This is a genomic window from Burkholderia metallica (assembly GCF_902832845.1).
Taxonomy (GTDB): Bacteria; Pseudomonadota; Gammaproteobacteria; order Burkholderiales; family Burkholderiaceae; genus Burkholderia; species Burkholderia metallica.
In genome coordinates this window covers 99536-124016 of record NZ_CADFDB010000007.1, presented here as the reverse complement: position 1 = coordinate 124016, position 24481 = coordinate 99536, and the positions used below count along the sequence as shown (strand labels likewise).

At 67.9% G+C, this 24481-nt stretch carries 30 protein-coding genes; 18 read left to right on the top strand and 12 right to left on the bottom strand.

Annotated elements, in window-relative coordinates:
- The first annotated feature begins 178 nt into the window (after nucleotides 1–178).
- Nucleotides 179–391, top strand: a complete 213-nt coding sequence (locus tag HWX08_RS20370; protein WP_174922653.1) for a hypothetical protein — start codon at nucleotides 179–181, stop codon at nucleotides 389–391.
- Nucleotides 392–675: 284 nt separating this feature from the next.
- On the opposite strand, the gene HWX08_RS20365 is transcribed toward HWX08_RS20370, so the two are convergent.
- A complete protein-coding gene (locus tag HWX08_RS20365) occupies nucleotides 676–1653 on the bottom strand; it encodes a D-2-hydroxyacid dehydrogenase (protein WP_174922654.1) in 978 nt (325 codons plus the stop codon).
- A 251-nt stretch (nucleotides 1654–1904) separates the two neighbouring features.
- On the opposite strand from HWX08_RS20365, the gene HWX08_RS20360 reads away from it, so the two are divergent.
- The 6 genes from HWX08_RS20360 (at nucleotide 1905) to HWX08_RS20335 (ending at nucleotide 6867) form a co-directional block, all read left to right on the top strand.
- Nucleotides 1905–3095 (top strand): CaiB/BaiF CoA transferase family protein, encoded by a 1191-nt coding sequence (locus tag HWX08_RS20360; protein WP_069258006.1) that lies wholly within the window; start codon nucleotides 1905–1907, stop codon nucleotides 3093–3095.
- 22 nt (nucleotides 3096–3117) lie between these two features.
- Entirely contained in the window at nucleotides 3118–4080 is a 963-nt protein-coding gene (locus HWX08_RS20355; protein ID WP_174922655.1) for a hydroxymethylglutaryl-CoA lyase, read from the top strand.
- Nucleotides 4081–4102: 22 nt separating this feature from the next.
- Nucleotides 4103–4486, top strand: coding sequence for a VOC family protein (locus HWX08_RS20350; RefSeq protein ID WP_069256693.1), 384 nt, complete (start codon nucleotides 4103–4105; stop codon nucleotides 4484–4486).
- A 243-nt stretch (nucleotides 4487–4729) separates the two neighbouring features.
- On the top strand, nucleotides 4730–5557 hold the full coding sequence (locus HWX08_RS20345) for an alpha/beta hydrolase (RefSeq protein ID WP_174922656.1): 828 nt from the start codon (nucleotides 4730–4732) through the stop codon (nucleotides 5555–5557).
- A 98-nt stretch (nucleotides 5558–5655) separates the two neighbouring features.
- Nucleotides 5656–6549: a LysR family transcriptional regulator gene (locus HWX08_RS20340; protein ID WP_107314499.1), complete on the top strand. Its 894-nt coding sequence runs from the start codon at nucleotides 5656–5658 to the stop codon at nucleotides 6547–6549.
- Nucleotides 6550–6867 carry a hypothetical protein gene (locus HWX08_RS20335; RefSeq protein WP_174922657.1) on the top strand — a complete coding sequence of 106 codons (318 nt, stop codon included), beginning with the start codon at nucleotides 6550–6552 and terminating at the stop codon, nucleotides 6865–6867.
- 41 nt (nucleotides 6868–6908) lie between these two features.
- On the opposite strand, the gene HWX08_RS20330 is transcribed toward HWX08_RS20335, so the two are convergent.
- On the bottom strand, nucleotides 6909–7433 hold the full coding sequence (locus tag HWX08_RS20330) for a hypothetical protein (RefSeq protein WP_174922640.1): 525 nt from the start codon (nucleotides 7431–7433) through the stop codon (nucleotides 6909–6911).
- On the opposite strand from HWX08_RS20330, the gene HWX08_RS20325 reads away from it, so the two are divergent.
- From HWX08_RS20325 to HWX08_RS20310, 4 genes are all read left to right on the top strand, one after another.
- A complete protein-coding gene (locus HWX08_RS20325; RefSeq protein WP_174922658.1) occupies nucleotides 7339–7923 on the top strand; it encodes an RNA polymerase sigma factor in 585 nt (194 codons plus the stop codon). The genes HWX08_RS20330 and HWX08_RS20325 overlap by 95 nt on opposite strands.
- 12 nt (nucleotides 7924–7935) lie before the next feature.
- Nucleotides 7936–8244: a hypothetical protein gene (locus HWX08_RS20320; RefSeq protein WP_174922659.1), complete on the top strand. Its 309-nt coding sequence runs from the start codon at nucleotides 7936–7938 to the stop codon at nucleotides 8242–8244.
- Nucleotides 8245–8246: 2 nt separating this feature from the next.
- Nucleotides 8247–8543, top strand: a complete 297-nt coding sequence (locus HWX08_RS20315) for a 4Fe-4S dicluster domain-containing protein (RefSeq protein ID WP_174922675.1) — start codon at nucleotides 8247–8249, stop codon at nucleotides 8541–8543.
- Between the two features lie 105 nt (nucleotides 8544–8648).
- Nucleotides 8649–9410 (top strand): O-methyltransferase, encoded by a 762-nt coding sequence (locus HWX08_RS20310; protein WP_174922660.1) that lies wholly within the window; start codon nucleotides 8649–8651, stop codon nucleotides 9408–9410.
- Between the two features lie 105 nt (nucleotides 9411–9515).
- Here the strand turns inward: HWX08_RS20310 and HWX08_RS20305 are convergent, their stop codons facing one another.
- Entirely contained in the window at nucleotides 9516–10976 is a 1461-nt protein-coding gene (locus HWX08_RS20305) for an MFS transporter (RefSeq protein ID WP_174922661.1), read from the bottom strand.
- Between the two features lie 732 nt (nucleotides 10977–11708).
- Between HWX08_RS20305 and HWX08_RS20300 the strand changes: the two genes are divergently transcribed.
- The 4 genes from HWX08_RS20300 (at nucleotide 11709) to HWX08_RS20290 (ending at nucleotide 14081) form a co-directional block, all read left to right on the top strand.
- A complete protein-coding gene (locus HWX08_RS20300; RefSeq protein WP_174922662.1) occupies nucleotides 11709–12809 on the top strand; it encodes an NAD(P)H-dependent flavin oxidoreductase in 1101 nt (366 codons plus the stop codon).
- A 195-nt stretch (nucleotides 12810–13004) separates the two neighbouring features.
- The gene (locus HWX08_RS20295) at nucleotides 13005–13376 is read left to right on the top strand and encodes a GFA family protein (protein WP_174922663.1); all 372 of its coding nucleotides are present in this window, start codon (nucleotides 13005–13007) and stop codon (nucleotides 13374–13376) included.
- The gene (locus HWX08_RS34620; RefSeq protein WP_257785851.1) at nucleotides 13373–13501 is read left to right on the top strand and encodes a hypothetical protein; all 129 of its coding nucleotides are present in this window, start codon (nucleotides 13373–13375) and stop codon (nucleotides 13499–13501) included. Before HWX08_RS20295 ends, HWX08_RS34620 begins: the two co-directional genes overlap by 4 nt.
- Nucleotides 13502–13625: 124 nt before the next feature.
- On the top strand, nucleotides 13626–14081 hold the full coding sequence (locus tag HWX08_RS20290) for a MarR family winged helix-turn-helix transcriptional regulator (RefSeq protein ID WP_069256702.1): 456 nt from the start codon (nucleotides 13626–13628) through the stop codon (nucleotides 14079–14081).
- A 52-nt stretch (nucleotides 14082–14133) separates the two neighbouring features.
- Here HWX08_RS20290 and HWX08_RS20285 read toward each other — a convergent pair whose 3' ends face one another.
- Nucleotides 14134–14850, bottom strand: coding sequence for a GNAT family N-acetyltransferase (locus HWX08_RS20285; RefSeq protein ID WP_174922664.1), 717 nt, complete (start codon nucleotides 14848–14850; stop codon nucleotides 14134–14136).
- A 112-nt stretch (nucleotides 14851–14962) separates the two neighbouring features.
- Here HWX08_RS20285 and HWX08_RS20280 point away from each other — a divergent pair, with 112 nt between their 5' ends.
- Nucleotides 14963–15442, top strand: coding sequence for a TroA family protein (locus tag HWX08_RS20280; RefSeq protein ID WP_175807047.1), 480 nt, complete (start codon nucleotides 14963–14965; stop codon nucleotides 15440–15442).
- Here HWX08_RS20280 and HWX08_RS20275 read toward each other — a convergent pair.
- The 6 genes from HWX08_RS20275 to HWX08_RS20250 form a co-directional block, all read right to left on the bottom strand.
- Nucleotides 15427–15753: a DUF4148 domain-containing protein gene (locus tag HWX08_RS20275; protein WP_069258009.1), complete on the bottom strand. Its 327-nt coding sequence runs from the start codon at nucleotides 15751–15753 to the stop codon at nucleotides 15427–15429. The two genes, HWX08_RS20280 and HWX08_RS20275, sit on opposite strands and share 16 nt — an antisense overlap.
- Nucleotides 15754–15818: 65 nt before the next feature.
- On the bottom strand, nucleotides 15819–16154 hold the full coding sequence (locus HWX08_RS20270; RefSeq protein WP_174922666.1) for a DUF4148 domain-containing protein: 336 nt from the start codon (nucleotides 16152–16154) through the stop codon (nucleotides 15819–15821).
- A 70-nt stretch (nucleotides 16155–16224) separates the two neighbouring features.
- The gene (locus tag HWX08_RS20265; RefSeq protein ID WP_174922667.1) at nucleotides 16225–16644 is read right to left on the bottom strand and encodes an organic hydroperoxide resistance protein; all 420 of its coding nucleotides are present in this window, start codon (nucleotides 16642–16644) and stop codon (nucleotides 16225–16227) included.
- A gap of 741 nt (nucleotides 16645–17385) precedes the next feature.
- Nucleotides 17386–17949, bottom strand: a complete 564-nt coding sequence (locus tag HWX08_RS20260) for a shikimate kinase (RefSeq protein WP_174922668.1) — start codon at nucleotides 17947–17949, stop codon at nucleotides 17386–17388.
- Nucleotides 17946–18593 (bottom strand): hypothetical protein, encoded by a 648-nt coding sequence (locus HWX08_RS20255; protein ID WP_174922669.1) that lies wholly within the window; start codon nucleotides 18591–18593, stop codon nucleotides 17946–17948. The genes HWX08_RS20260 and HWX08_RS20255 overlap by 4 nt, the downstream gene beginning before the upstream one ends.
- Nucleotides 18594–18621: 28 nt before the next feature.
- On the bottom strand, nucleotides 18622–19032 hold the full coding sequence (locus HWX08_RS20250) for an acyl-CoA thioesterase (RefSeq protein ID WP_060084907.1): 411 nt from the start codon (nucleotides 19030–19032) through the stop codon (nucleotides 18622–18624).
- Nucleotides 19033–19414: 382 nt separating this feature from the next.
- Here HWX08_RS20250 and HWX08_RS20245 point away from each other — a divergent pair, with 382 nt between their 5' ends.
- Nucleotides 19415–20527 carry a 3-deoxy-7-phosphoheptulonate synthase gene (locus HWX08_RS20245; RefSeq protein WP_174922670.1) on the top strand — a complete coding sequence of 371 codons (1113 nt, stop codon included), beginning with the start codon at nucleotides 19415–19417 and terminating at the stop codon, nucleotides 20525–20527.
- A gap of 19 nt (nucleotides 20528–20546) precedes the next feature.
- Here the strand turns inward: HWX08_RS20245 and HWX08_RS20240 are convergent, their stop codons facing one another.
- Both HWX08_RS20240 and HWX08_RS20235 read right to left on the bottom strand, forming a co-directional pair.
- Nucleotides 20547–21914 (bottom strand): glutamate--cysteine ligase, encoded by a 1368-nt coding sequence (locus HWX08_RS20240; RefSeq protein ID WP_174922671.1) that lies wholly within the window; start codon nucleotides 21912–21914, stop codon nucleotides 20547–20549.
- A gap of 119 nt (nucleotides 21915–22033) precedes the next feature.
- Nucleotides 22034–22870 (bottom strand): AraC family transcriptional regulator, encoded by an 837-nt coding sequence (locus HWX08_RS20235; protein WP_069256710.1) that lies wholly within the window; start codon nucleotides 22868–22870, stop codon nucleotides 22034–22036.
- Nucleotides 22871–22973: 103 nt separating this feature from the next.
- Between HWX08_RS20235 and HWX08_RS20230 the strand changes: the two genes are divergently transcribed.
- Entirely contained in the window at nucleotides 22974–24473 is a 1500-nt protein-coding gene (locus tag HWX08_RS20230; protein WP_175807045.1) for an efflux transporter outer membrane subunit, read from the top strand.
- The last annotated feature ends 8 nt before the right edge of the window (nucleotides 24474–24481 follow it).

The window sequence follows — 24481 nt, the reverse complement described above, 5'->3', positions numbered from 1 at the left end:
CAAGCCCTCGATGACGGGCGACCATGCCGGCGCGACCGCCGCTCCGACACCAATGAATCGAAAAGGGGCGCGACCATCCGGTCGACCCGGGACCGAATACATCCTCGGTATGCGGGTCTCCGTATAGGGAAAACCCTTATCTCGCGCTATAATCACGGCCTGAAAGATAGGTCGAACCATGCCTGAACGTTTCCAAACCCTTGAAAAATTTGTGTTTTCCCTCGTCGTGATGTCCGCGGTCGTGTGCTCGGCATTCCTCGCGTACGAGCGTCACCCCGAGATCAAGATCGCGCTGCACGAAGGCGAAGCGCTGATGCGCGAGAGCGCCAGGTATTCGGCCATCTGCTCGCCGTCCAAGGTCGATCCTTGCGTCGAGATGTCCGCTTACTGACGTTCGCGTCGATGGCGGCGTGCCGCCGTTGATCCAGCACGGACGTTTTTCGGATTCGTCGCGTTCGGTGTCGGGCTCGCCCGACAGCGCCGGTGGTCCGGATTGCCTGAAGTAACGCCCGTTACGCATCCCGGAACCAGTCGCTGCACAGCGCGGATGCACGCGCGCATCACGTGCCGAATCGCTGGCGCAAGCAGCCCCCGAATTCAGCCGGCCCCGCTTCGAGCAATCGAACGGGGCCGTCTCGTTTGCGCGGTGCATTCGAACGCGCTGCGCCACGCACGTCACACCACGTGTCGCGGCATGCCGCCCACGAACGCGGCGACGTTGTCGACGAGCTGATCGGCGAGCGCCTGCATCGCTTCGTCGCTCGCCCATGCGACGTGCGGCGTCAGGATGAACGCCGGATGCGACAGGATCGCGTGGAACGGATGCGCGGCCGGCAGCGGCTCCTGCGTGACCACGTCGAACCCGGCGCCCGCGATCTGCCCCGACCGCAATGCGTCGACGAGCGCGCGTTCGTCCACGAGCCCGCCGCGCGCGGTGTTGATCAGCAGCGGCCGGCGCGCCATCCGCGCGAATGCGGCCGCGTCGATCAGGTGGCGCGTCGCGGGCGTGAGCGGGCAGTGCAGCGTGATCACGTCGCTGTCGCGCAGCAGCCTGTCGAGCGGCACGGTGTCGACGCCGCCGGCACGACCGGTGCCGTCGCCATGCTCGGCAAACGTCACCCGCATGCCGAGCGCCTGCCCGATCGCGGCCACCGCGCGTCCGAGCACGCCGTGGCCGACGATCCCGAGCGTCGAGCCGCCCAGGTCGCGAATCGGATGATCGAAAAAGCAGAACTGCCCGCTGTCGAGCCATCTCCCGGCGCGCACCGCGTCGCGATACGCGACGAGGCTGCGGCGCAGCGCGAAGATCAGCGCGAACGTGTGCTCCGGCACCGTGCGAACCGCATAGCCGCGAACGTTGCTCACGACGATCCCGCGTGCCGCGCAGGCGTCGAGATCGACGATGTCGGCGCCCGTCGCGGCGATCGCGATCATCCGCAGGCGCCGCGCGACGCCGAGCGTCGCCGCATCGAGCCGCACCTTGTTGGTCACGACGACGTCCGCGTCGACAATGCGCGCGGCGACTTCGTGCGCGGCCGTCCGGTCGAACGCGTGCAGTTGGTGCGGGAACGGGAACGGCTTCAGCACCGTGCGCGGCGACAGCGTCGCGCGGTCGAGAAACACGATCTTCGCGGGAGCGGAAACGGAAAACATGGCGGGCCTCGCTGACGGGCGCCCGGCGGGCGCGCAACGGGCTCGATTCTGCCGGCGGCGCGCGGGCCGTCGTTCGATCGTTGCGCGAGCTCGCTTTCCCGGATGGAAAGGCCGACACCCCGCGCATGCGAAGAGACGCAGCGCACGCCTTTCCGTTTCGGAAAGGCTGGTTGAGCATCGATCGATTTTCGCCGGGCGCGAACGCCGTCATGATCGCCGTCATCGACAACACGATTGCATCGGAGACCGCCATGACACGCCCCCTCGACGGCATTCGGGTGCTGGAACTCGGCCAACTGATCGCCGGACCGTTCGCGGGCCGGATGCTCGCCGAATTCGGCGCGGACGTCCTCAAGGTCGAGCCGCCCGGGCTCGGCGACCCGCTGCGCAAATGGCGGCTGCTGCACGACGGCACGTCGGTCTGGTGGGCCGCGCAGTCGCGCAACAAGACCTCGCTCACGCTCGACCTGCGCACGCCCGAAGGGCAGGACGTCGTGCGCCGCCTCGTCGCGCAAACCGACGTGCTGATCGAGAACTTCCGGCCCGGCACGCTCGAAGGCTGGGGGCTCGGCTGGGACGCGCTGTCCGCGATCAATCCGGGGCTCGTGATGCTGCGCGTGTCGGGTTTCGGTCAGACGGGTCCGTACCGCGACCGCCCCGGCTTCGGCGTGATCGCCGAGGCGATGGGCGGCCTGCGGCACCTGACCGGCGAGCCCGGCCGCACGCCGGTGCGCGTCGGCATCTCGCTCGGCGATTCGCTGTCGGCGCTGCACGGCGTGATCGGCATCCTGCTCGCGCTGCGGCATCGCGAGCAGCAGGGCGGCAACGGGCAGGTCATCGACGTCGCGCTGTACGAATCGGTGTTCAACATGATGGAAAGCCTGCTGCCCGAATACTCGGCGTTCGGCGCCGTGCGCGAGGCGGCCGGCAGCAGCCTGCCCGGCATCGCGCCGACCAACGCGTACCGCTGCCGCGACGGCAAGTACGCGCTGATCGCCGGCAACGGCGACAGCATCTTCCGGCGCCTGATGGAGCTGATCGGCCGGCCCGATCTCGGCAGCGATCCCGCGCTCGCGCACAACGACGGACGGGTCGCGCAGGTCGAGCGCATCGACGCGGCGATCGGCGCGTGGAGCGCACAGCACGATCTCGACGCCGTGCTGGCTGCGCTGAACGACGCGCGCATCCCGTCCGGGCGCATCTACGACGTGGCCGACATCGCGGCCGATCCGCATTACCGCGCACGCGACATGCTCGTCGACGCCGCGCTGCCCGACGGCACGCCGGTGCTGGTGCCCGGCATCGTGCCGAAGCTCGGCGCGACGCCCGGGCGTATCGAACGCGCGGCGCCCGCCCTCGGCGCAGAGACCGACGCGGTACTCGAATCGCTCGGCATCGATGCGGCGACGCGCGGCGACTGGCGCACGCGCGGCGTGATCTGAACCCGAACCCGGAGACGACGACATGAACGGACCACGCAAACGGCTCTACCTCCACGAGGTCGCGACGCGCGACGGCTTCCAGAATGAAGCGGCGTTCGTCGACACCGACGACAAGATCGCGCTCGTCGATGCGCTGAGCGCCTGCGGCTACGCGAAGATCGAGGTCACGTCGTTCACGTCGCCGAAGGCGATCCCCGCGCTGCGCGACGCGGAGGCCGTGATGCACGGCATCGCGCGCGCACCGGGTGTCGTCTATACGGTGCTCGTGCCGAACGTGCGCGGCGCCGAGCGCGCGCTGTCGTGCGGCGTCGACGAAGTAAACCTCGTGATGTCGATGAGCGAAAGCCACAACCGCGCGAACCTGAGGATGACGCGCGAGCAGTCGTTCGCGCAGTTGCGCGACGTGATCGACGCGGTACGCGGTTCAGGTGTCGCGATCAACGTGTCGCTGTCGACCGCGATGGGCTGCCCGATGGAAGGCGACGTACCGGCCGAAGGCGTGCTCGCATGGATGCAGCGCTTCGCGGATCTCGGCGTGCACGGCTTCACGCTGTGCGACACGACGGGCATGGCGTTTCCGTCGCAGGTGGGGGACCTGTGCGCACGTGCCCGCGAGCGCTTCGGCGCGCGGCAGCTCACGCTGCACTTCCACAACACGCGCGGGATGGCGCTCGCGAACACGCTCGCGGCGCTCGACGCCGGCATCGACCGCTTCGACGCGTCGCTCGGCGGGCTGGGCGGCTGCCCGTACGCGCCGGGCGCGACCGGCAACGCGTGCACCGAGGAACTCGTGCACATGCTCGAACTCGACGGCTACGACACGGGCGTCGATCTCGCGGCCGTGCTGGCCGCGTCGGCCCGGCTGCCTTCGCTGATCGGTCACGACGTGCCGAGCCAGATCCTGAAGGCCGGGCGCCGCTCGGACCTTCATCCGTCGCCGCGCGCGGACGCCGGCGACATGCCCGCGCAACGCGCTTTCTCGTGAACGACCCACTGGAGCGAACCTCATGGCGCTGATCGACCACCTCGACCATCTCGTGCTGACCTGCGTCGATCCCGACCGGACCACGCATTTCTACACCGAAGTGCTGCAGATGCGGCTCGAAACCTTCGGCGCCGGCCGGATCGCGTTCCGCTTCGGCAACCAGAAGATCAACCTGCACGTGCGCGGCGCGGAATTCGAACCGAAGGCCCATGTGCCGGTGCCCGGCGCGCTCGACCTGTGTTTCATCGCGTCGGTACCGCTCGACGACGTGATCGCGCACCTGAAGCGCGTCGCATGGCCGATCGTCGAAGGGCCCGTCGAGCGCACGGGCGCGACGCAGAAGATCCGCTCGGTCTATGTGCGCGATCCCGACCTGAACCTGATCGAGATTGCCGAGCCGATCTGACCGGCGGCGCATCGCCGGCGCCTGTCGTGCAGCCGTGCATGCGGCCCGGGTCGCGCAGGCCAGACCGCATGCCGCGCCGCTCTCCCGCCGAAAACGGACAGCCGGTTCCCGCGCTCGCCGATTCCGGATAGCCGGCCCGTGCCGCGCCGCGGATAATGCGTGCACCGGCGGACGCGAGACCCGCTGCGCACGGCGCGCGATGCTTGCGTGCGCGCTTTCGCAACCCGACCCAGGAGATTCCCGATGACGATCCTCTATCGCGGCATGGACCGCGCGGCGCTCGACGCCGCCTATCTGAACACGAAAGCGGTGCCCGATTTCCCGGCGCTGCTGGCGTCGATGCAGGCGCGCAGCGCGGCGCTTTACGAAGCCGCGCCCGGCCGGCGCAATCTGCGTTACGGCGCACGACCCGCGCAGCGTTTCGACTGGCTGTCGTGCGGCGCACCCGATGCGCCGCTGTTCGTGTTCATCCACGGCGGCTACTGGCAGCACTGCGCGAAAGAGGATTTCGCGTATGCGGCGAGCGGGCCGCTCGCACGCGGTTTCGACGCGATACTCGCCGAATACACGCTCGCGCCGGTCGCGACGATGACCGACATCGTCGCCGAGATCGGCGCGCTGCTCGATTACCTCGCGAACGATCCCGACGGCATCGGCACCGCGAAGCGGCCGATCCACCTGAGCGGCCATTCGGCCGGCGGTCACCTGACGGCCGTATACCGCGCGCATCCGGCCGTCGTGGCGGCGCTCGCGATCAGCCCGCTCGTCGATCTCGAACCGATCTCGCTGTGTTGCCTGAACGACAAGCTGCAGCTCACCGCACGCGAAATCGATGCATACAGCCCGTTGCACGATGTCGGGCCCGGCGCGCCGACAGTCGTCGCGGTCGGCAATGCCGAGTTGCCGGAACTCGTCCGGCAGGCACGCGACTATGCGGCGGCATGCGAAGCGGCCGGCGAACGGATCGCCTGTGTCGGATTGCCGGGCATGCAGCACTTCGACGTGCTCGACGATCTCGCGAAGCCGGACGGTGCGATGCTCACGGCATTGCAGGCGATCGCGCCGCGCTAGCCTCGCCGTGCCGCGCTCACGCGGCCGGGCGTATGACCGGTGTCAGGCCGCGCCAAGACGCATGCACTCGCCGGCATGGCCCATCCTGGACCCACGACATGGTGAACCCGCTTCATTTCGATCTGCAGTCGCTGCGCGTGTTCGCGCTCGTCGCCGAGCACGGCAGCCTGACGAAAGCGGCCGAGCACGGCCAGCTCACGCTGTCCGCGGTCAGCAAGCGGATCGCCGAACTCGAAAGCGTGACGGGCAGTGCGCTGTTCGTCCGGCACGCGCGCGGTGTCGAGCTGACACCCGCGGGCCGTGCGCTGCTCGACCATGCGGCGAAGGTGATCGAGCAGGTCAACCGGATGGCGCACGAGATGAGCGACTACGTCGCCGGCGTGCGCGGCCACATCCACGTGTGGACCAACACGTCCGCGATCGTCCAGTTCCTGCCCGCCGATCTCGCCGCGTTCCTCACCGGCCATCCGGGCATCAAGGTGAGCCTCGAGGAGCGGCTGAGTCACGAGATCGTCGACGCGCTCGCATCCGGCAAGGCCGACCTCGGTGTGTTCGCCGACAACGTGCCGGCGCCCGGCATCGAACGGCGCCTGTACCGGCGCGACGAACTCGTGCTGCTCGTGCCGCGCACGCACCGGTTCGCCGCGCGCGACAGCATCCGTTTCGCGGAGACGCTCGACGAGGATTACGTTGGGCTCAGCGACGGCAGCTCGCTGCTCGCACGGATGACCGACGCGGCATTCGCGGCCGAGCGTTCGCTGAAGCTGCGGATCCAGGTATCGAACTTCGACGGCGTGAGCCGGATGATCGAGGCGGGGCTCGGGATCGGCATCCTGCCGCGCGATGCGGTGACCGGCGAGCGCGCAGCGCGGCTCGGGGTCGTCACGCTCGACGATGCGTGGGCGACGAGAACGCTGTGGGTCGGCGTGAAGGCCGGCAGCGTGTTGACGACGGATGTCGCGAAGCTGTTCGATTTCATGTCGGCGCGGTGAATGCGGTCGGTCAGCGACAGGATCGACCCGGCACGCCGGCCGCACGCAACGATGGAGATGCAGATGGTGTTTTTTGCCTGCTCCAAGCCCGGAGTCGCGGCATTCGAACGACTCTGGCGCGATGACCCTGCGCACCGGCTGTGGGTGAACGCCGGCGTCCTGTCTGACGAAGCGTTGGCTGCGCTTCGCTCCATGGGCATGCTTGTCACGGATTTCACCGGCCACGTGCGTGCGGCGGACGCCCGGGAAATGGCGCAAGCCGTCGACGCAATGCGAGAGCACCATCCTGCGGAGCCGATCTGGATCGAGGCTTCGTGAAACGCGGAGCCTCGCTCGCACAAACAGTTCGCTGAACGTTTTCACTCGGTCTCGGCCATTTCGAAGCGATCGCCTTGGCGTCGGAGGCGCGCGAGGGTGGGGTGAATCGGCCTGAATGGCAGTCGGCGAAGCGCGTCGTGCTCGCATGTCAGCTTTGCGGCGTTGAATTCTTGACTCGCCATGTCGGCAAAGGGGTGGGGCCGGGGCATGAAACCGACCTGCCCACAGTCCGGCCGGATACCGCGTATCGGAACACGATAGGCGCGTGGGCTCGACCGCCGCCGCCGACACGCACCTTTCATCATCTTTACATCGCGCCCCCTTATATCGATGCTGACTTGCGGGCCGAACGAAACGCGTATTCCCGCTGGCTCGGCCGCGCACACGACGCTACTCAGACAGCCGCTCCATTCACGCAGTAAATTTTCACCCTCGACACAATATTCGCGCGCCTGAAACGTCTCCAGGCGCATGGAATCGCCACTCACTTCACGCACGATGACCGACCCAGACCGCGACATCACCGCGATAGTGATGCGTGAACGAACGAGGCTCGTGAGCTTCATCCGGCGTCGGATTCGCGACCCGGACGATGCCGAGGACATCCTTCAGGACGTGTTTCACGAATTCGTCCAGGCGTACCGGCTGCCGGCGCCGATCGAACAGGCGAGCGCGTGGCTGTTCCGGGCCGCGCGCAACCGCATCGTCGATCGCTTTCGCAAGAAGAAGGAGCAGCCGCTCGCCGAACTGTTCGACACCGACGACGACGCGGACAGCGAATATCGCCTGGACCTCGTGCTGCCGGCGCATGACACCGGCCCCGACGCGCGCTATGCCCGCACGGTGTTGCTCGGCGCGTTGCAGGATGCGCTCGACGAGTTGCCGGCGAATCAGCGCGACGTATTCATCGCGCACGAACTGGAGGGCCGCTCCTTCAAGGAGATGGCCGCGCAAAGCGGTGTCGCGCTCAATACGCTGCTCGCTCGCAAACGCTATGCGGTCTTGCATCTGCGTGCGCGGCTGCAGCCCGTTTATGACGAACTGGACAATACCTAGAGGAGTCGACAGATGAAGTTTCGAATCAGATGTGCAGGCAAGGCGCTGCTCGCGGTGATCGCCATCGGCGTGCTCGGATGGGTCGTCATGATGTTGTGGAACTGGGTGATTCCGGCGCTGTTCGTCGGCGCCCGCACGATCGACTTCGCCCATGCGCTGGGCCTGCTCGTGTTGAGCCGCATCCTGTTCGGCGGATTCCGCGGGCACCACGGCTGGCGCGGCCGGCGGCACTGGCGCAAGTGGGAATCCATGACACCCGAGGAGCGCGAGCAGTTTCGCAGCGCGTGGCGCTCCGGCGGCAACCGGCCCGCGGGAGAGTGAACGTGCGCGAACCATCAGCGGGCAACTGCAAACAGCCGCCGGGCGTGATAGCGCCGGTCATCGATCTGAAACGTTGCGAAGGCAAGGGCGATTGCGTCGCGGTGTGTCCCGAGAACGTGTTCGAGATCCGGCGCATCGACCACGCCGATTATGCCGGCCTCGGCCTGATGCATCGCGTGAAACTGCGCGTACATGGGATGAAAGTCGCGTACACGCCGAACGCGCAGGCCTGCCGGTCATGCGGACTGTGTGTGACCGCGTGTCCCGAACGTGCGATCACGCTCGCGCGGCTCGCCTAGCGGCGTTCGTCGTTCGTCGATATCGAACGACGGCGCGGAGCCGCCGACGAAAGCGGCGGTCGCTCCAACCCTCGTCGACAGGATTCATTTCATCAAGGACTGCACATGGCTTCACCCACGCTCGCGCTTCTGCAACGGCTCCACGACGAGAGCCGCACCGAAATCGTCGCCCGTGCCCGCGCACAGTTCCAGGGATCGAACGAGGATTTCCTGTCGCTGGCCGACGAATACGAAGCGATCGCCCCCCGTCTGCGCGGGCGGTTTCTCGAAACGCTCGGATTGTTCACCGACGATTTCGAGTCGCCGGCAGGCAGCCCGCTGTCGTTGGCCGTGTCGCCGGAAACGGGCGGATTCTTGCGCAACATGGTGCTGTCGCAACGGCCGGCGCGCATCCTCGAACTCGGCAGTTCGTGCGGCGTGTCCACGCTGTATTTCGCCGACGCGCTGCGCACGCTGGGCCGCGGCACGGTCGTCGCGACCAAACGCGATGCGCTCAAGTGCGCACGTTTGCGCGAGCACGTCCGAACGGCGGGCCTGGACGCGTATGTCGACGTGCGGGAAGGCGATGTATTCGAGACCGTGGCCGCACTGGACGGCGCGTTCGACATGGTGTTCATCGACGTCTGGGCCGACACCTACCTGACGGTGTTCAAGGCCGTCGAGCGCCTGCTGCGCCCGGGATCGGTCGTCCTGGCCGACAACATGTACACGGCCGAGGATGCCGTTCGACCGTACAAGCGCTACCTCGATGACGATCCGCGGTTCTCGACCACGACGCTGGATTTCGAATCGGGGATCGAATTCACGGTCGTCGTTTCCGAGGCGGGCATGGCGTCGCAGCGTTCCTGCCACAGCGCCCCGGACTGAACAGCGCAGCCGTCGATCGACGGGCCTCCCGCTGCGGATTTCACCCTCCGTCGTCTGGCGCACGCATGCGTGAGCGCGTTCCCGCGCCCCCGCATCGACCGGCGTTCAAACCGGATTGATTTCATCCTGGCTGCGCCGCGTCGTCAGCGGCCCGAGCATGCGCAGCGTGACGGCGACGATACCCAGCGCGAACGAAATCACGCCGAACATCGCACCGGCGCCGTAACTCGCGAGCACCGGCAGCAACACAAACGGCAACCCGCCGCTGACGATCCGCGACAGCGCATAGGTACTACCGATCGCCGTCGAGCGCACGCGCGCCGGGAAAATCTCCGCCTGGTACACGTGATACGCGTTGCTGAATACGTTCGACGCGCAGGTCGTCAGGAATCCGAACCCGACGATCAGTACCGTATTGCCCGAATACGCGAAGCACAGCCCGAACGCGGCGATCGACAGGATCGACGCGATCACGAGCGTACGGCGTTCGATCCAGTTGAGCAGCGGAATCGACAGCAGCGAGCCGACCGGATAGCCGATGAACGACAGCGCGATGAACAGCGTGCTGTCCGTCACGTCGAAGCCGCGGCTCTTCACGACCGTACCGGCCAGCGTACCGAAGCCGTAATAGCCGAAGCCCTGGAACAGGTGAAAGATCGCGAGCATCAGGTAGCGCGCGCCGTACGGCTCACGCCGCAGCAGCGCGATGCGCTCGCCGAGCCCGAGCGGCCGCTGCGGCTCGACCGGTTCCGCGAACCGATCGGGCACGCGCACGCCGGTGCCTTGCGCAAAGCGCCGCACGGCCGCGTGCGCGTCGGCGGTGCGCCCCTGCGCGAGCAGCCAGCGCGGGCTCTCCGGCAGCCGGTGCTGGACGAGCAGCACGTAGACGGCGCCGAGGCTGCCGATCGCGAGAATGACGCGCCAGCCGGCCACGCCGCCCACGTGCAACGGATTGAGCCACAGCGCGAGGAAGCCGACGAGCGGCACCGCGACATACGAGGTCGTATAGGCCCACGCGGCGAGCCGTCCGCGCTTGTCTTTCGGCAGGATCTCGGACAGGAAGCTGTCGGCGACCGGATAGATCGCGCCGACGCCGATGCCGGTCAGGAACCGGCACGCGACGAGCATGTCGGCATTCACCGAAAACGCGCCGACCAGCGAGAACGCGCTGTACCACGTGAGCGTCAGCAGGAACGCCTTGCGCCGGCCGATGCGGTCCGCGAGGCTGCCGAGGCACATCGCGCCGACGAACATGCCGATGAACGCCGAGGCCAGCAGCAGCTTGAAATCGGTGCTCTGCCGGCTCAGCCCGTACTCGTTCTGCAGCGCGGAGCCGATCGTGCTGACGAGAAAGATCTCGTACATGTCGAAAAACAGCGCGATGCCGATCACCCAGACGACGAACCGGTGCAACGCGCTCACCGGCAGGTCGTCCATGAAATCGCCGAGCGTGACGCGGCGGGCGGGCAGGGCCGACGCATCGGCTCTGCCGGCGGCGGCAGTCGGCGGTCGCGCGGACGCGGGGCCGCCCGCGTTGCCGCCGAGATCGAGGGAAGGGCTGTTCATCGTGTCTCCTGATTTATCGATATGCCGCGGCGCGGAACCCGGCCTTTCGCGACCGGCGCGATGCATCCGGTCGCATGACGCGGCGGCAGGCGCCGCAAGGCCCGTGAAAGAGCCGATCACGCGGGCCGTACCGATCGTCCGACACATGGTGGGCAATTCCGCCGCACGTGATAATTGCGGATGCTTCAAGGATCCTTTCCTGCGCAGAAAGGGTGCGGAGCAGACGGCGGCCAGCCGGTGCGCGGCAGGGCCGTGCAGCCTGCGCGGCGCACGGCAGCGCACCGGAGCCAATTGCGCGTCCATGCAACCGGCATCCCGGGAAAACCATGAGATCCGTGGCGTGAGCGCCGGCGTGGGCACAACAGGCGCACCGACAGGCCGGTCGTGACGTGGGTCGCACGCATCGCGGCGCGCGTCTTTTTCACGTGCTGGACGCCCGACCCGCGCGTGCGCGTCGCGTCGAACCGCACACCGCAGTCCGGCAGCGGTCGCGCATCGGCACCGCGTGTGACGCCGATGAATCCGTCACGCGTGCTGTGACGGTGTCGCTGGTTCGACAGCGGAGCCGCTCGAATGTCGGCCGCAGTGCTCGGCGAACGCTGCACGCCGACAGCCTTGGATGCGGTTTCTCCGTCCGCTATCCTACGGGTGAAGCCGGCAATCCGATACGCAAGGCCAACACAGCGCAGCGCGGCGCATTCGCGCTTCGGCTGCCAACAGGAGGCAAGCAACATGAATCCATCGACCGACAACCGGACGCTGTTGCGCACGCTCGGCATCCGCGCACCGATCGTCCAGGCGCCGATGGCCGGCGTCAGCACGCCGGCGCTGGCTGCCGCCGTGTCGAACGCGGGCGGGCTCGGCTCGCTCGGCGTCGGCGCGACGAATGCCGACGGCGCGCGCAAGATGATCCGCGACACGCGCGCGCTCACCGGCCAGCCGTTCAACATCAACGTGTTCTGCCACAGCCCGGCGCAAGCCGACGCCGCCGTCGAACGCGCGTGGCTCGACTGGCTCGCGCCGGCGTTCCGCGAATACGGCGCGACGCCGCCCGCATCGCTGTCGGAGATCTACACGAGCTTCGTCGCCGACGACGCGATGCTCGCAATGCTGCTCGACGAGAAACCCGCCGTCGTCAGCTTCCATTTCGGGTTGCCGTCCGACGAGGCGATCGCGACATTGAAGCGTGCGGGCATCACGCTGTTCGCGACCGCGACGAATCTCGACGAGGCACACTGCATCGCCGCCGCCGGCATCGACGCGATCGTCGCGCAGGGCATCGAGGCCGGCGGACATCGCGGCGTATTCGATTCGACCACCGACGACGACCGCCTCGGCACGTTCGCGCTGACGCGCCTGATCGTGCGCGAATGCGCGGTGCCGGTGATCGCGGCCGGCGGCATCATGGACGGCGAGGGCATCGCCGCCGCACTCGCGCTCGGCGCGCAGGCCGCGCAGCTCGGCACCGCATTCGTCGCGTGCCCGGAGACGTCGATCGACGACGGTTATCGCCGCGCGCTGCTCGGCGACGCGGCCCGCCGCACGACCTTCACGGCCGCGATCTCCGGCCGGCTCGCGCGCGGCATCGCGAACCGCCTGACCGCGCTGGGCGACGATCCGCGCGCGCCGGCCACGCCCGCGTACCCGATCGCATACGACGCCGGCAAGGCGCTGCATGCGGCCGCGAAGGCGAAGGGCGAATTCGGCTACGGCGCGCAGTGGGCCGGGCAGGCGGCGTCGCTCGCGCGATCCTTGCCGGCGGCCGAGCTGTTCGCCACGCTCGAACGCGAAACGCAGGCGGCGATCGAGCGGGTGCGGCACGTGCTGGCTTGATCATCCGAAGCGCGGGCGGCGGATCGCACGCACCGGCCGGCGACCGGTGAACACGCCGCGATCGCCGCACCGAGACGTCACCGTCCGCCGCCGATTTGCAACGTTCTGTATCCGGGCGCGCCCCTGATACATCGCGATACATCGCGGATTCGGGCGTCCGCTATAAAGCAGGCATGACCTCGTCGGGAGTCCATCATGTCTGCAACCTGGTTCAAAGGGTCCTGCCATTGCGGGGCCGTCCAGTTCGAAGTCCGGGCGGCGATTACGCCGGCGATGCGCTGCAACTGCAGCCTGTGCCGCCGGCGCGGTGCGCTGATGAGCCCGATGTTCGCCGCCGCCGACCTGAAGATCGTCGAAGGCGAGAGCGCGCTGACCTGCTACCACTTCAACACGCACACGGCCCGTCACTATTTCTGCCGCCATTGCGGCATCTATCCGTTTCATCGGACGCGCAAGGACCCCGTATGCTGGCGCGTCAATCTCGGCTGCCTCGACGGCGTCGATCCGTACGCGCTCGACGCGACGGTCGCCGACGGCGCGAGCCTCTCGGTCGTGGAGGACGCATGAAGCGCTGGCTGATGATCCTGCTGTTCGCAGCAGGCGGGCTCGCGACCGAAATCGCGCATCCGGTGCAATGCACGCTGCTGTCGGCGAGCCGCGTGCAGGCCGGCAAACGCCGCAGGGCGGACTGACGGTGCGCCGGCCGCATCGCGCCACCGCGACGGTTCATCGAGAGCGATTTTCATGCTACCGATAAGATCGTATGCGATATATAATGCGTCCATCTGCGGCCGTTCGCGTCGCTGGAGGACGTTCATGAAACCGACCGAAACCCCATCCGCTGCCGCCCCGAAGCTGTCCGAGTTCCTGTGCTTTGCGATCTACTCGACGAACCTCGCGTTCGGCAAGGCGTACAAGCCGATCCTCGAAGAACTCGGGCTCACGTACACGCAGTACATCACGATCATCGCGCTGTGGGAGCAGGACAACCAGACGGTCGGCCAGCTCGGCGAGAAGCTGTTCCTCGAATCCAATACGCTGACGCCGATCCTGAAGAAGCTCGAGGCAATGGGGTATCTGGAGCGGCACCGCGATCCGTCGGACGAACGTCAGGTGCTCGTCAGCCTGACGAAAAGCGGCCGCCGCGTGCGCGAGAAGGGGCTCGACATGAACCTCGTCGAAGCCACCGGGCTGAAGTCGGACGAGTTCGCGAAGATGCAGAAGGCGATCGTCACGCTGCGCGGCAACCTGATCCGCTCGACCGACGAATAAGCGCGCGGATCACCGGCGGCGGCTCGGCGCGTGCAGTGCGCCGGCCGCGTCGTCAGGCGTGTGCGTCGCCGAGCACCAGCAGGTGCATCTCGCGGCGGACCGCGAAACCGAGTGCGAGATAGCGCTCGATCGCCACCTGGTTCGACGTGAGGACGTGCAGGAACGGCGTTTCCGCGCGCGCATCGATCTGCGCGATCAACGACCGCATCAGACGCGCGGCAAGCCCTTGCCGCCGGAACGCGGCATCCACGCACACGGCGCTGATCTCGGTATACCCGTCGACCTGCATCCGCTCGCCGGCCATCGCGGCGAGCCGGCCTTCGTTGCGAATGCCGATGTAGCGGCCGAGCTCGAACGTGCGCGGGCCGAACGGGCCCGGCTGCGCGGCCGCGGTCAGCGCGAGCATCTCGGGCACGTCGGCTTCGCCGAGCGTGACATGCGAGGACGCCGGCGCCGGATCGAGCGTCCGCTGCCGCACCATCTGCAACAGGTTCGCACGCCGGATCGCGTGCAATCCCGGCGGCGGCTCGATCTCGTCCGGCGTGACCAGCGCCGCCGGCCCGTGTGCGGCGATCAGCGCGCGCAACGCGTCGAACGATGCGTCGCTCGTGTCGTCGATCGCGGCAAACGGCGCGATCGCGACCGGAAACCGCCATGCGCGGTCGTTGCCGAGCGCAAAGCGGCGCTGCCGGCCCGTCAGCGCGTTCCATACCACACGGTCTAGCGGGTGCGCACCGCCTCGCGCGTTGCCGATCGTTGCATCGGACATCGGGTGCTCCTCGATTGAAGGTATCGGTGGCACAGCATAGACCGGATGGGCGGGGGCGCGATGCCGCGTCGACCGGTTCGTCGCGCCGTCCGGTTCACGCGCGCTGGATTCGATGTCGTGTTTCGTCACGCCGGCACCTCGTGCGTCCGGGTCATCGCGATCACCGCAACGTGTCGTCGTGCTCGGTCGGGCACTGACCGGCACGCTGCTCGCGCTCGGGCGCGCACTGGTGGGGATTTCGTTGCCGGACTCGTATGCCGGCGGGATCGTCGCGTCGCCGCATGATGTCGCCGACGCCGGTTTGCGCGATCAGCCTGATTTCGACGGGCTGCACGCACTCGCGCCCGACCTGCCGATCGTCATGCCCGCTTACGCCGTGTTGAGAGCGCCGCAGCAACGAATTGCGCCCATGCTTGCGATGGGCGCGTATATGGGTGCGGCATGTCCCTTCGACGTGTGTTGTGCGCAAACGTCGACGATGACGCGCCCGCCGGGCGCGCCGGGCCACACCGCAGCACCGGTCGTCGCCGCGCAACCTGCATTCGCGACGGGAACCGGCGTCGTTCGCGGTCTCATTCAATGGCCGAAGTAGATCGAGCGTTCGGCGATCCGCGTCGCGGGCCGGCTGCCCGACTGCGTCGCTGCGACGGCATCGCTGCCGTAACCGGACGTTGCGGCATCCGCCATCGCGGGGTCGTTCGCGTGAATCCGCGTCAGCGCGGCCTGCAGGTCATTCGGGTAGTGCGGATTGTTCGCGCGGCCCGGCTGATAGCCGGCCTTTTCGAGTTGCACGAGTTCGGCGCGCACCTGCGCACGGGTCACGGTGCTTTCGGTGGCGAACGCCGGTGCGGCGGCGCAAGCGGAGACGGCGACGAGAACGGCGGCGATCAATTGGGTTTTCATCATTTACCTCGACAGAACAGGGATGGAAGGGAATTCAGGGGGCGCGACTCGACGACGCGCCGCGCTCAGTGACCGAAATACACCGAGCGATCGGCCACGCTGAGCGCATGCCGGCGGCCCGATTGCGTTGCCGCGTCGCCGTTGCTGCCATAGCCGGACGCCTGCTCGTTGTCGGCGACCGCAGCGACCGCCGCGGCCGCATGAATCCGCGTGAGCGCGGCCTGCAGATCGTCCGGATAGGTTGCGTCGGTTGCGCGATTCAGCGGGTAGCCGGCCTGTTGCAATTGCGCGAGTTCGGCGCGCACCTGCGCACGCGTCACGGCGGCTTCGCTGGAGAATGCCGGGGCGGCCACCGTGGCCGAAACAGCGACGAGAAGGGCGGCGATCAGTCGGGTTTTCATCATTCACCTCAAATAGAAAGAAAGGAAAGCGGGGAGTCGGCAGGCGGCCCGTGGCCGCCCGATACATCGTTCAAGCGAGACGGATGTCGACGTCGATGTTGCCGCGCGTCGCCTTCGAATACGGGCAGGTCTCGTGCGCGGCATCGACGATGCGCCGCGCGACGTCACGGTCGAGCCCCGGCACGCTCACGTTCAGCCGGGCCTGCAGGAAGTACGCGTTGCCGGCGGTGCCGAGATCCACTTCGGCGTCGACCGCGAGATCGGCCGGCAGCGTCACCTTCGCGGCACGCGCCGCAAGCTGCATCGCGCCGATGAAGCAGGCCGACCAGCCGGCCGCGAACAGTTGCTCCGGGTTGGTGCCGTTGCCGGCGCTGCCGGGCGACGACAACTGGATGTCGAGGCGGCCGTCGGAACTGCGCGCCGCGCCGTCGCGGCCGCCCGAAGTCGTATGCGTCTTGCCCGTGTACAGCACTTTTTCGATCTTGCTCATCATTTGCTCCGTCGGTTGGGTGGTTTGTTTCCGATGCGATTAGATCGGATGCGATGGAGTTTCGTCGAGCCGGCCTCTCGCGTCAAGCGCATTCGATTAAATCGCATCCGATATTTTGTATTTCAATGTATCTGGATCGTGTGCGGCGTTGCCGGACAAGGCTCTGCGGCGATCGATCCCTGATATTCGACACGCAATGAAACCGGGAGGGTGGGCGAAAACGCGTGCGGGGATGGGTGGCCGCCGAGCGCGGCAGCCTCGTGCTGGCGGCGTGACGCAAGTAACCCCATACCTTCACCGTCACCGTTGAAGTATCGACATGCACTCGGACTCGGAGTGCTTCGCGGAATCCCGCGTTTGCCTTGCCTCGATTCACACGCGCGCTGCGGCAGTGGTACGGCGCGCGTCGTTCTGGCGACGTCCGCGAGTTTCGCTGCCGGCGATCGGTCGTTCCCGGCGGACGTGATCGATACGGAGACGTGATGCGCGCGTACGGAAGAGCACGGCAGCCACGACTACACCGCGAAGGGATCGCTTTTTTCGTGGCCCGACGAGCCGATTATTCGGTTGCGGAACACAAGAGTTGGATCAAGCAACAACGTTATCAGGATAACTTTTCTTATCACAACATCATTGTTACCGGACAAAACTCGCTATTTCAAAATCGCGTCTGGTGCTCAAAATCCGGATTGCGCCCATGCGATTCAAGAGCAGGGCAGCGGCCGCACATTGCGCGCGCCGTCAATCCGGCGCGCTGACCCGCGCCAGCAGCACCGCCAACACGTCGGCCGTCGTGCGCGCGACACCCTGCGCGGTCGTATCGACGAGCGCATGCGCACATTCGCGATACAGCGGGTCGCGCAGCCGGTACAACGCGGCGAGCGTGTGCCGCGGGTCGGACACCTGCAGCAGCGGCCGGTGCGTGCCGTCGCGCGTACGGCGCCAAAGCGCATCCGCGTCCGCATGCAGGTAGATCACGCAGCCGCGTTCGCTCAGGCGCGAGCGAGTGCGCGGATTCAATATCGCGCCTCCGCCGGTCGCCACGACGACGTTCGGCCGGTGTGTCAGTTCGTCGACGATTTGCGTTTCGAGCAGCCGAAAGCCGCGTTCGCCGACGCTGTCGAACAGCGCGGCGACCGAACGGCCGGTGCGCCGCTCGATCTCGTCGTCGCTATCGGCAAACGCCCAGCCGAGCGATGTCGCGAGCGCACGGCCGAGCGTCGATTTGCCCGCGCCCATCAGGCCAACCAGAAACGCACGCGCGGGCAGGGCGCGCCCGTCGGCCGCCGCTCGCACGACGCTCATAACCGCCGTGCGAGCGGCCAGCCGGCTCGCGTCGCCGCACAGATCCGCCGCGCGCGCACCGCGTCCGACAGCGTATCGAGCGCCGCGTCGGTGGCCGCGTCATCGGCGTCGAGCAGCGCGCCGAGCACCTGCCCGTCAGGGTCGCCGGCCGCGATGTGTTCGGCCGCCTCCGCCGCGATGGCGTGCGGCGTACGCTCCGGCGCGTTGTCCTGTCCGGGCCGCCGCCAGCCGTTGCGCCAATCGCGCCAGCGCACGACCAGGCCGCAGAACAGCCCGCCGCGCGGCACGGTTGCGTCTTCGCCTGGCGGCTGCGTCTCGCCGGGCGTCGCGCACTGCGTGACCCAGCTCGCGAACTCGAGCAGCGACGCGTCGTGAGCGAGCGTCGCCGTATCGAGCGCGACGGTCACGCCGGCATCCCGCAATCGCCCGAGCAGCGGCCGCACACCGTCGTACGCGCCCCCGCACGGCTGCAGCATCACCTCGAGTTCGTCCTCGTGGCGGCTGACGAGCGCGCGGTGCCGCTCGAGCGCGGCCGGCTCGAGCAACGCGTGCGCGGCATGCCGGACGATCACGATCGCGCGATCGTCGCGCCGTTCGACGATCGCACCGATCCTGCGTCGGGCGCGCGCCACCACGGCGCTCACGTGTCGCTCCCCGAATGGCACGCGCGCGTCACAGCGAACCCTGGAATTCGAGCACGCGTGCCTTGAACTCGTCGGGGACGGTCTGCGTCGTGTTGTTCGCGTAGTCAAACATCACGTGCGTCGACATGCCGCGCGCAACGATGGTCTGATCGTCGCGCTCCATCAGGTGTTCGAGATCGAAGCTCTTGCTGCCGAAGCGCACGATGCTCGAGCGGATCGTCAGGTTGTCGCCGAATTGCGCCGGCGCGAGGTATTCGCACTGCGTCTTCACCATGATGTGCGGCAGCTTCTCGCTGCGCGGCAAGCCGAGGAGGTCGAACATGTAGCAGAGGTACGAATGCTGCAGATAGTCGTAATAGACGGGACTGCTCACATGCCCCATCGAATCCGTATCGCGATACTTGACGTGAATGGGCGTTTCATAATGACGCTTCGACATGGTGATTCTCCGCAATGACTGGGTTGATTTATATATTCGAACCTGATCGGCCTGTCAGGAATTTGAAAATTAATCGAACACCTATCGGGACGCCACTATCAGAACGAATAGCGCGCCACTGCGGCTGATCCATCAGGCGTTGCCCGCGCTTTGGAAGGCCGCTTCCGCCTCAGCGATTGAAAAATCGAATTCCCGGCCCGCGGCGCACTTCGACGACACGAGAACCCAATACTTAAATTTCGTGAAATTTCGCTTATTCCTGTCATTCATAAGGTTATGAATTAAAACTGGCAACTATGTTAGTTGCGCGTGGAAAGCACCACTCAATAAAGTCGCGCTGTAGTGAAAAATCCACCTAATCATCGACAGGAGGGCAGTCCCCATGCATTCAAACGCCTGGATGGCGAACCGTGACACCGTGCTGCACTTGCCGTCCCCCGCGGAACTGACCGGTGCGCTGCAGCCGACGCTGCGCGCATCGCGCACGGTTCATGCGGCTCGCCAGGCGATCGTCGACGTGCTGAACGGCACGGACGATCGTCTCGTGGTCATCGCCGGCCCGTGCTCGGTGCACGATCCGGCCGCGGCGCGCGACTATGCGGCACGGCTCGCGCTGCAACGCGCACGATTCGCGGACGAGCTGGAAATCGTGATGCGCGTGTACTTCGAGAAGCCGCGCACGACGGTCGGCTGGAAAGGGCTCATCAACGATCCGCTGCTGGACGGCAGCGAACGGATCGACACGGGGCTGCATACGGCGCGCGCGCTGCTGTGCGACCTCAACGGAGCGGAGATGCCGGCGGCAACCGAGTTTCTCGATCCGCTGTCGCCGTGCTACCTGGCCGATCTGGTCGCATGGGGCGCGATCGGCGCACGCACGGTGGAATCGCAGGTGCATCGCGAGCTGGCGTCGTGGCTGCCGATCCCGATCGGCTTCAAGAACGGCACCGACGGCAACGTTCAGGTGGCCGTCGATGCGATGTGCGCGGCCGCGCGCGCACATCGCTTCCTGTCGGTCGATGCGTGCGGCCGGCTATGCGCGACGGCGTCTCCCGGCAATCCGCACACGCACGTCGTGCTGCGCGGCGGGCGCGAACCGAATTTTGACGCGGCCGCCGTGAATGCCGCATGCGAGCGCATGGCGGCCGCGCAGTGGGCACCGCGCGTGATGATCGACGTCAGCCACGGCAACAGCCGCCGCCAGTTCCGCAATCAGCTGGGCGTCGGCGCGGCCGTCGCCGCCCAGGTCGCGGCCGGCGACACGCGCATCGTCGGCGTGCTGATCGAGTCGAACCTGATCGAAGGGCGCCAGGATCTCGTGCCCGGCATGCCGCTGCGCTACGGGCAGAGCATCACCGACGCGTGCGTGTCGTTCGCCGATACCGCGCAGCTCCTGGAGACGCTCGCGCACGCGGTGCGGGCGCGGCGGCGGGGCCATGCGCCGGTGCCGGGCACCGAGTTCGCGCACGAGCCGCTGCTCGCATGCTGCGCATGAGCGGCCCCGCGCGACCCGCTCAGATCTCGGCTTCGTCATAGATCCGCGTCGCGTCGCCGGCCCACGCGTCGCGATAGCGGGCGAGCCAGTGCTCGGCCTGGGTCGGCGCGCCGGCGACGATCTCGTCGAGCGGCGCGAGATACACGGATTCATCGCGGCCGGCCGCATCCGTGCGCGCCCGCGTGCGCAGGCCTCGATGCGCGATCGCCAGCGCATCGGCCGCCAACGCGCGCAACGGACGGCCGTCGACCGATGTGCCGAGCCCGAAACGCGGCACGTCGCGCCGCAACGTCAGCAACGCGCCACGATCGATCGCGGCGGCCAGCGTCTCGGCCTCCGACAGCGCGGCCGGATCGTACAGCAGGCCGGTCCAGAACGCGGACAGCGCGACCATCATCGCGGGCGAGCCCGCATCGGCGCCGCGCATCTCGAGATAGCGCTTCAGCCGCACGTCGGTGAAGACCGTCGTCAGATGGTCGGCGAAATCGCCGAGCGTCGGTGTGTCGCCTTCGAGATGCGGAATGCGGCGTCGCATGAAATCGCGGAACGTCCAGCCGGTCGCATCCACATAGCGGTCGCCGCGCCGCACGAAATACATCGGCACGTTGTCGAGCAGCCAGCTCACGTAGCGCTCGAACCCGAAGCTGCGCGACAGGAACAGCGCGGGCGCTCCGCAGCGATCCTCGTCGGTGTCGAGCCACGTGTGTGCGCGCGTCGACAGCAGGCCGCTCGGCCGGCCGTCGGAAAACGGTGAATTCGCGAACAGCGCGGTGGCGACCGGCTGCAGCGCGAGCGACACGCGCATCTTGCGCGCCATGTCGCTTTCCGACGCGAAATCGAGGTTGACCTGCACGGTGCAGGTGCGCTGCATCATGTCGAGCCCGCGCGTGCCGACGCGCGGCATGTAGCGCTGCATGATCCCGTAGCGCTGCTTCGGCATCCACGGCAGCGCCGCGCGCGCCAGGTGAGGATGAAAACCCAGCGGCGCGCAGCGCAGGCCGAGCGCATTGCACGCGTCACTGGCCGCGGCGAGATGCGCATGCAGTTCCGCATGCGTGTCGTGCAGCGTATCGAGCGGCGCGCCCGACAGTTCGAGCTGACCGGCCGGCTCGAGCGAAATCGCCGCGCCGTCCCGCTGGATCACGCCGACGATCCGTCCGGCATCGACGATCGGCGTGCCGTCGCGTTGCAGCCGCGCGAGCACCGCGGCGATCCCGGACGGACCGTCGTAAGGCGCGGCCGCATGCGTCGCACGCACGACGACGAACTTCTCGTGCTCGGTACCGATCCGGAACTGCGCGGCCTGCTTGCAGCCGGCGGCCAGATGATCGGCGAGCTGCTGCTCGGAGACGATCGGCGTGTGGTCCGACCCAACGGCATTCGACATCGACACCCTCCACAAGTCACGTTGCGCGACCGACCGGCCGGTCGCACGGCGACTATAGCGACGTCGATGCCGGTGCTGTACTGGCAGGGGTGATAGGGGCAGGGTAAAGCCGCGCGGCGCTACGGCTGCCTGCGCTTCGCGAAGTAATGCGCGGGCGAGTCGCCGAATGCGCGGCGGAACATCGCGATGAAGTTGCTCGGCGTCGCATAGCCCAGCGCGTCGGCGATGTTGGCGACGCTGTCGCCGCTCGCGAGACGTTCGAGCGCATGCGTGAGACGCGCCTGCTGACGCCATTGCGCGAAGCTCGTGCCCGTTTCCGCGACGAACAGCCGGCTCAGCGTGCGGGCGGACAGTCCTGCCCATTCGGCCCACGCTTCGAGCGTGCGGCCGTCGTGCGGCTGCCCGAGGATCGCGTTGGCGATCCGAAGCAGCCGCCGGTCGCGCGGCATCGGCAAATGCAGCGGCTCGTGCGGCGCGCGGCGCATCTCGTCGAGCAGCACGAGGCCCATACGCGCCTGCTCGACGTCGAGCCGGTCCTGGTCGGCCCACGACACCGCGCGCCGCACGAGCGCGCGCATCAGCTCGGTGATCGCGATCACGCACGGCCGGCCCGGCATGCGCCGGCTCGCGGCCGGCGCGATCACGACGCTCCACCCGCTCAACGCACCGCTGATGCTGACCTTGTGCTGCTCGCCCGGCGGAATCCATCCCGCGCGATGCGGCGGCAGCAGCCACGAACCGTGCGGCGTGCGCACGTGCGCGAAACCGCTTTCCACGCAGAACACCTGGCCGCGCAGATGGCTGTGCCAGTCGACCTCGCGAGTGCCGAGCCGGTACGTGTTGCTGCCGTCGTCCTCGCCCCAGACGGCGATCAGCGACGGGCCGTCCTCACGTTCGCTCGGATCGGAGTCGGCGTGCTGCACGGTGCGCGGGGGAGAAACGTCTCGGATAGGCATGGCCGGAATTCATTATTTTTTGTCTAAACAACATTATCAGCTTTGTCCGGGGGCGTCCAACAATGCATGTCGTGTTCAAACCGATACGAAGCAGAGGAATGCGATGCATGCAGCACTTGCTCCCTGGATACGCGGTACCGGCGCGCTGCGCGCCGTGTCGCGAATCGCCGTCGCCGCGGCGCTCGTCGTGCTCGGCGCGTGCGCGAGCCGCGACGGACTCGCGCCGGCCGGCACGCTGCGCGGCGCCGATACGCTCGCCGCGTCGCGCAGCCTCGCGCATGCGCCGACCGGCGACTGGCCGGCCGCCGACTGGTGGCGTGCGCTGAACGATGCGCAACTGAGTGCGCTGATCGACGAAGCACTCGCCGGCAACCCCGATCTCGCGACCGCCGATGCACGCGCCCGCGAAGCGCAGGCGCTGGTGATCGAAGCCCAGGCCGCACGGCTGCCGCATCTCGTCGGCCGTGGGGGCGCGAAGGCCGAACGCCTGTCCGGCACCCAGTTTTCGTCGGGCGAGGGCGGCGGCTTCTTCAGTCACACGCGCGAGATCAATCTTGGCCTGAGCTGGGACCTCGATCTGTGGGGCGGCCGCCGTGCCGCGTGGGAAGCCGCGCTCGGCGAAGCGCGCGCCGCACGGATCGATGTGCAGGCCGCCCGCGTGCTGCTGTCGGTCAACGTTGCGCGCGCCTACGTGAATCTCGCGTACGCATTCGATCAGCAGGACGTCGCGCGGGCCGAGTACGCGCGCGCCGACGAAGCGCTCACGCTCACGCGCCAGCGCGTCACGAAAGGCATCGACAACGTCGCGCAGCAGCGCCAGGCGGAAAGCGAGGTCGCGGCCGCGACGCGCGAGCAGGCGCGCGCCGCGCAGGCGATCGACAGCGCACGCATCGCGCTCGCGATCCTGCTCGGCGCAGGCCCCGATCGCGGCCTCGCGCTCGTGCGGCCCGCGCCGCTGCCGGCCGCCGCGCTCGCGGTGCCGGCCGACCTGCCGGCCGCGCTGCTCGGCCGGCGCGCCGATCTCGTCGCCGCGCGCTGGCGGGTCGAGGCGGCCGGCCGCAACGTCGCGGCCGCCCGTGCGGATTTCCTGCCCAACGTCAGTCTCACCGCGCTGATCGGGCTCGCGACACGCGGCGGCGCGTCGCTGTTCCAGGCCGCGTCGCGCACCTACAACGTCAGCCCGGCCGTGAGCCTGCCGATCTTCGACGGCGGCGAGCGGCGCGGCGTGCTGCGCAGGCGCGATGCGCAATACGACCTCGCGGTCGCCGGCTACAACAAGACGCTGATCGGTGCGATCGGCGAAGTGGCCGACGATCTGCAGCGGCTGCATTCGCTCGCCGTGCAGACGGACGCGCAGCAGCGCGCGTTCGACTCCGCCACCGATGCATGGCGGCTCGCGGATGCGCGCTACCGGGCCGGCGTCGGCAGCTACCTCGACGCGCTCGTCGTGCGCCAGCAACTGCTGGTCGCGAGCCGCGAGGTCGCCGCGTTGCGCGCGCAACGCGCGGACCAGTCGCTGCAGCTCGTCGCCGCGCTCGGCGGCGGCTTTCACGCCGAGCCGGATGACGTCGCGCTCGCCGCCACTCCTTCCCAACATCCTTGACATCGAAC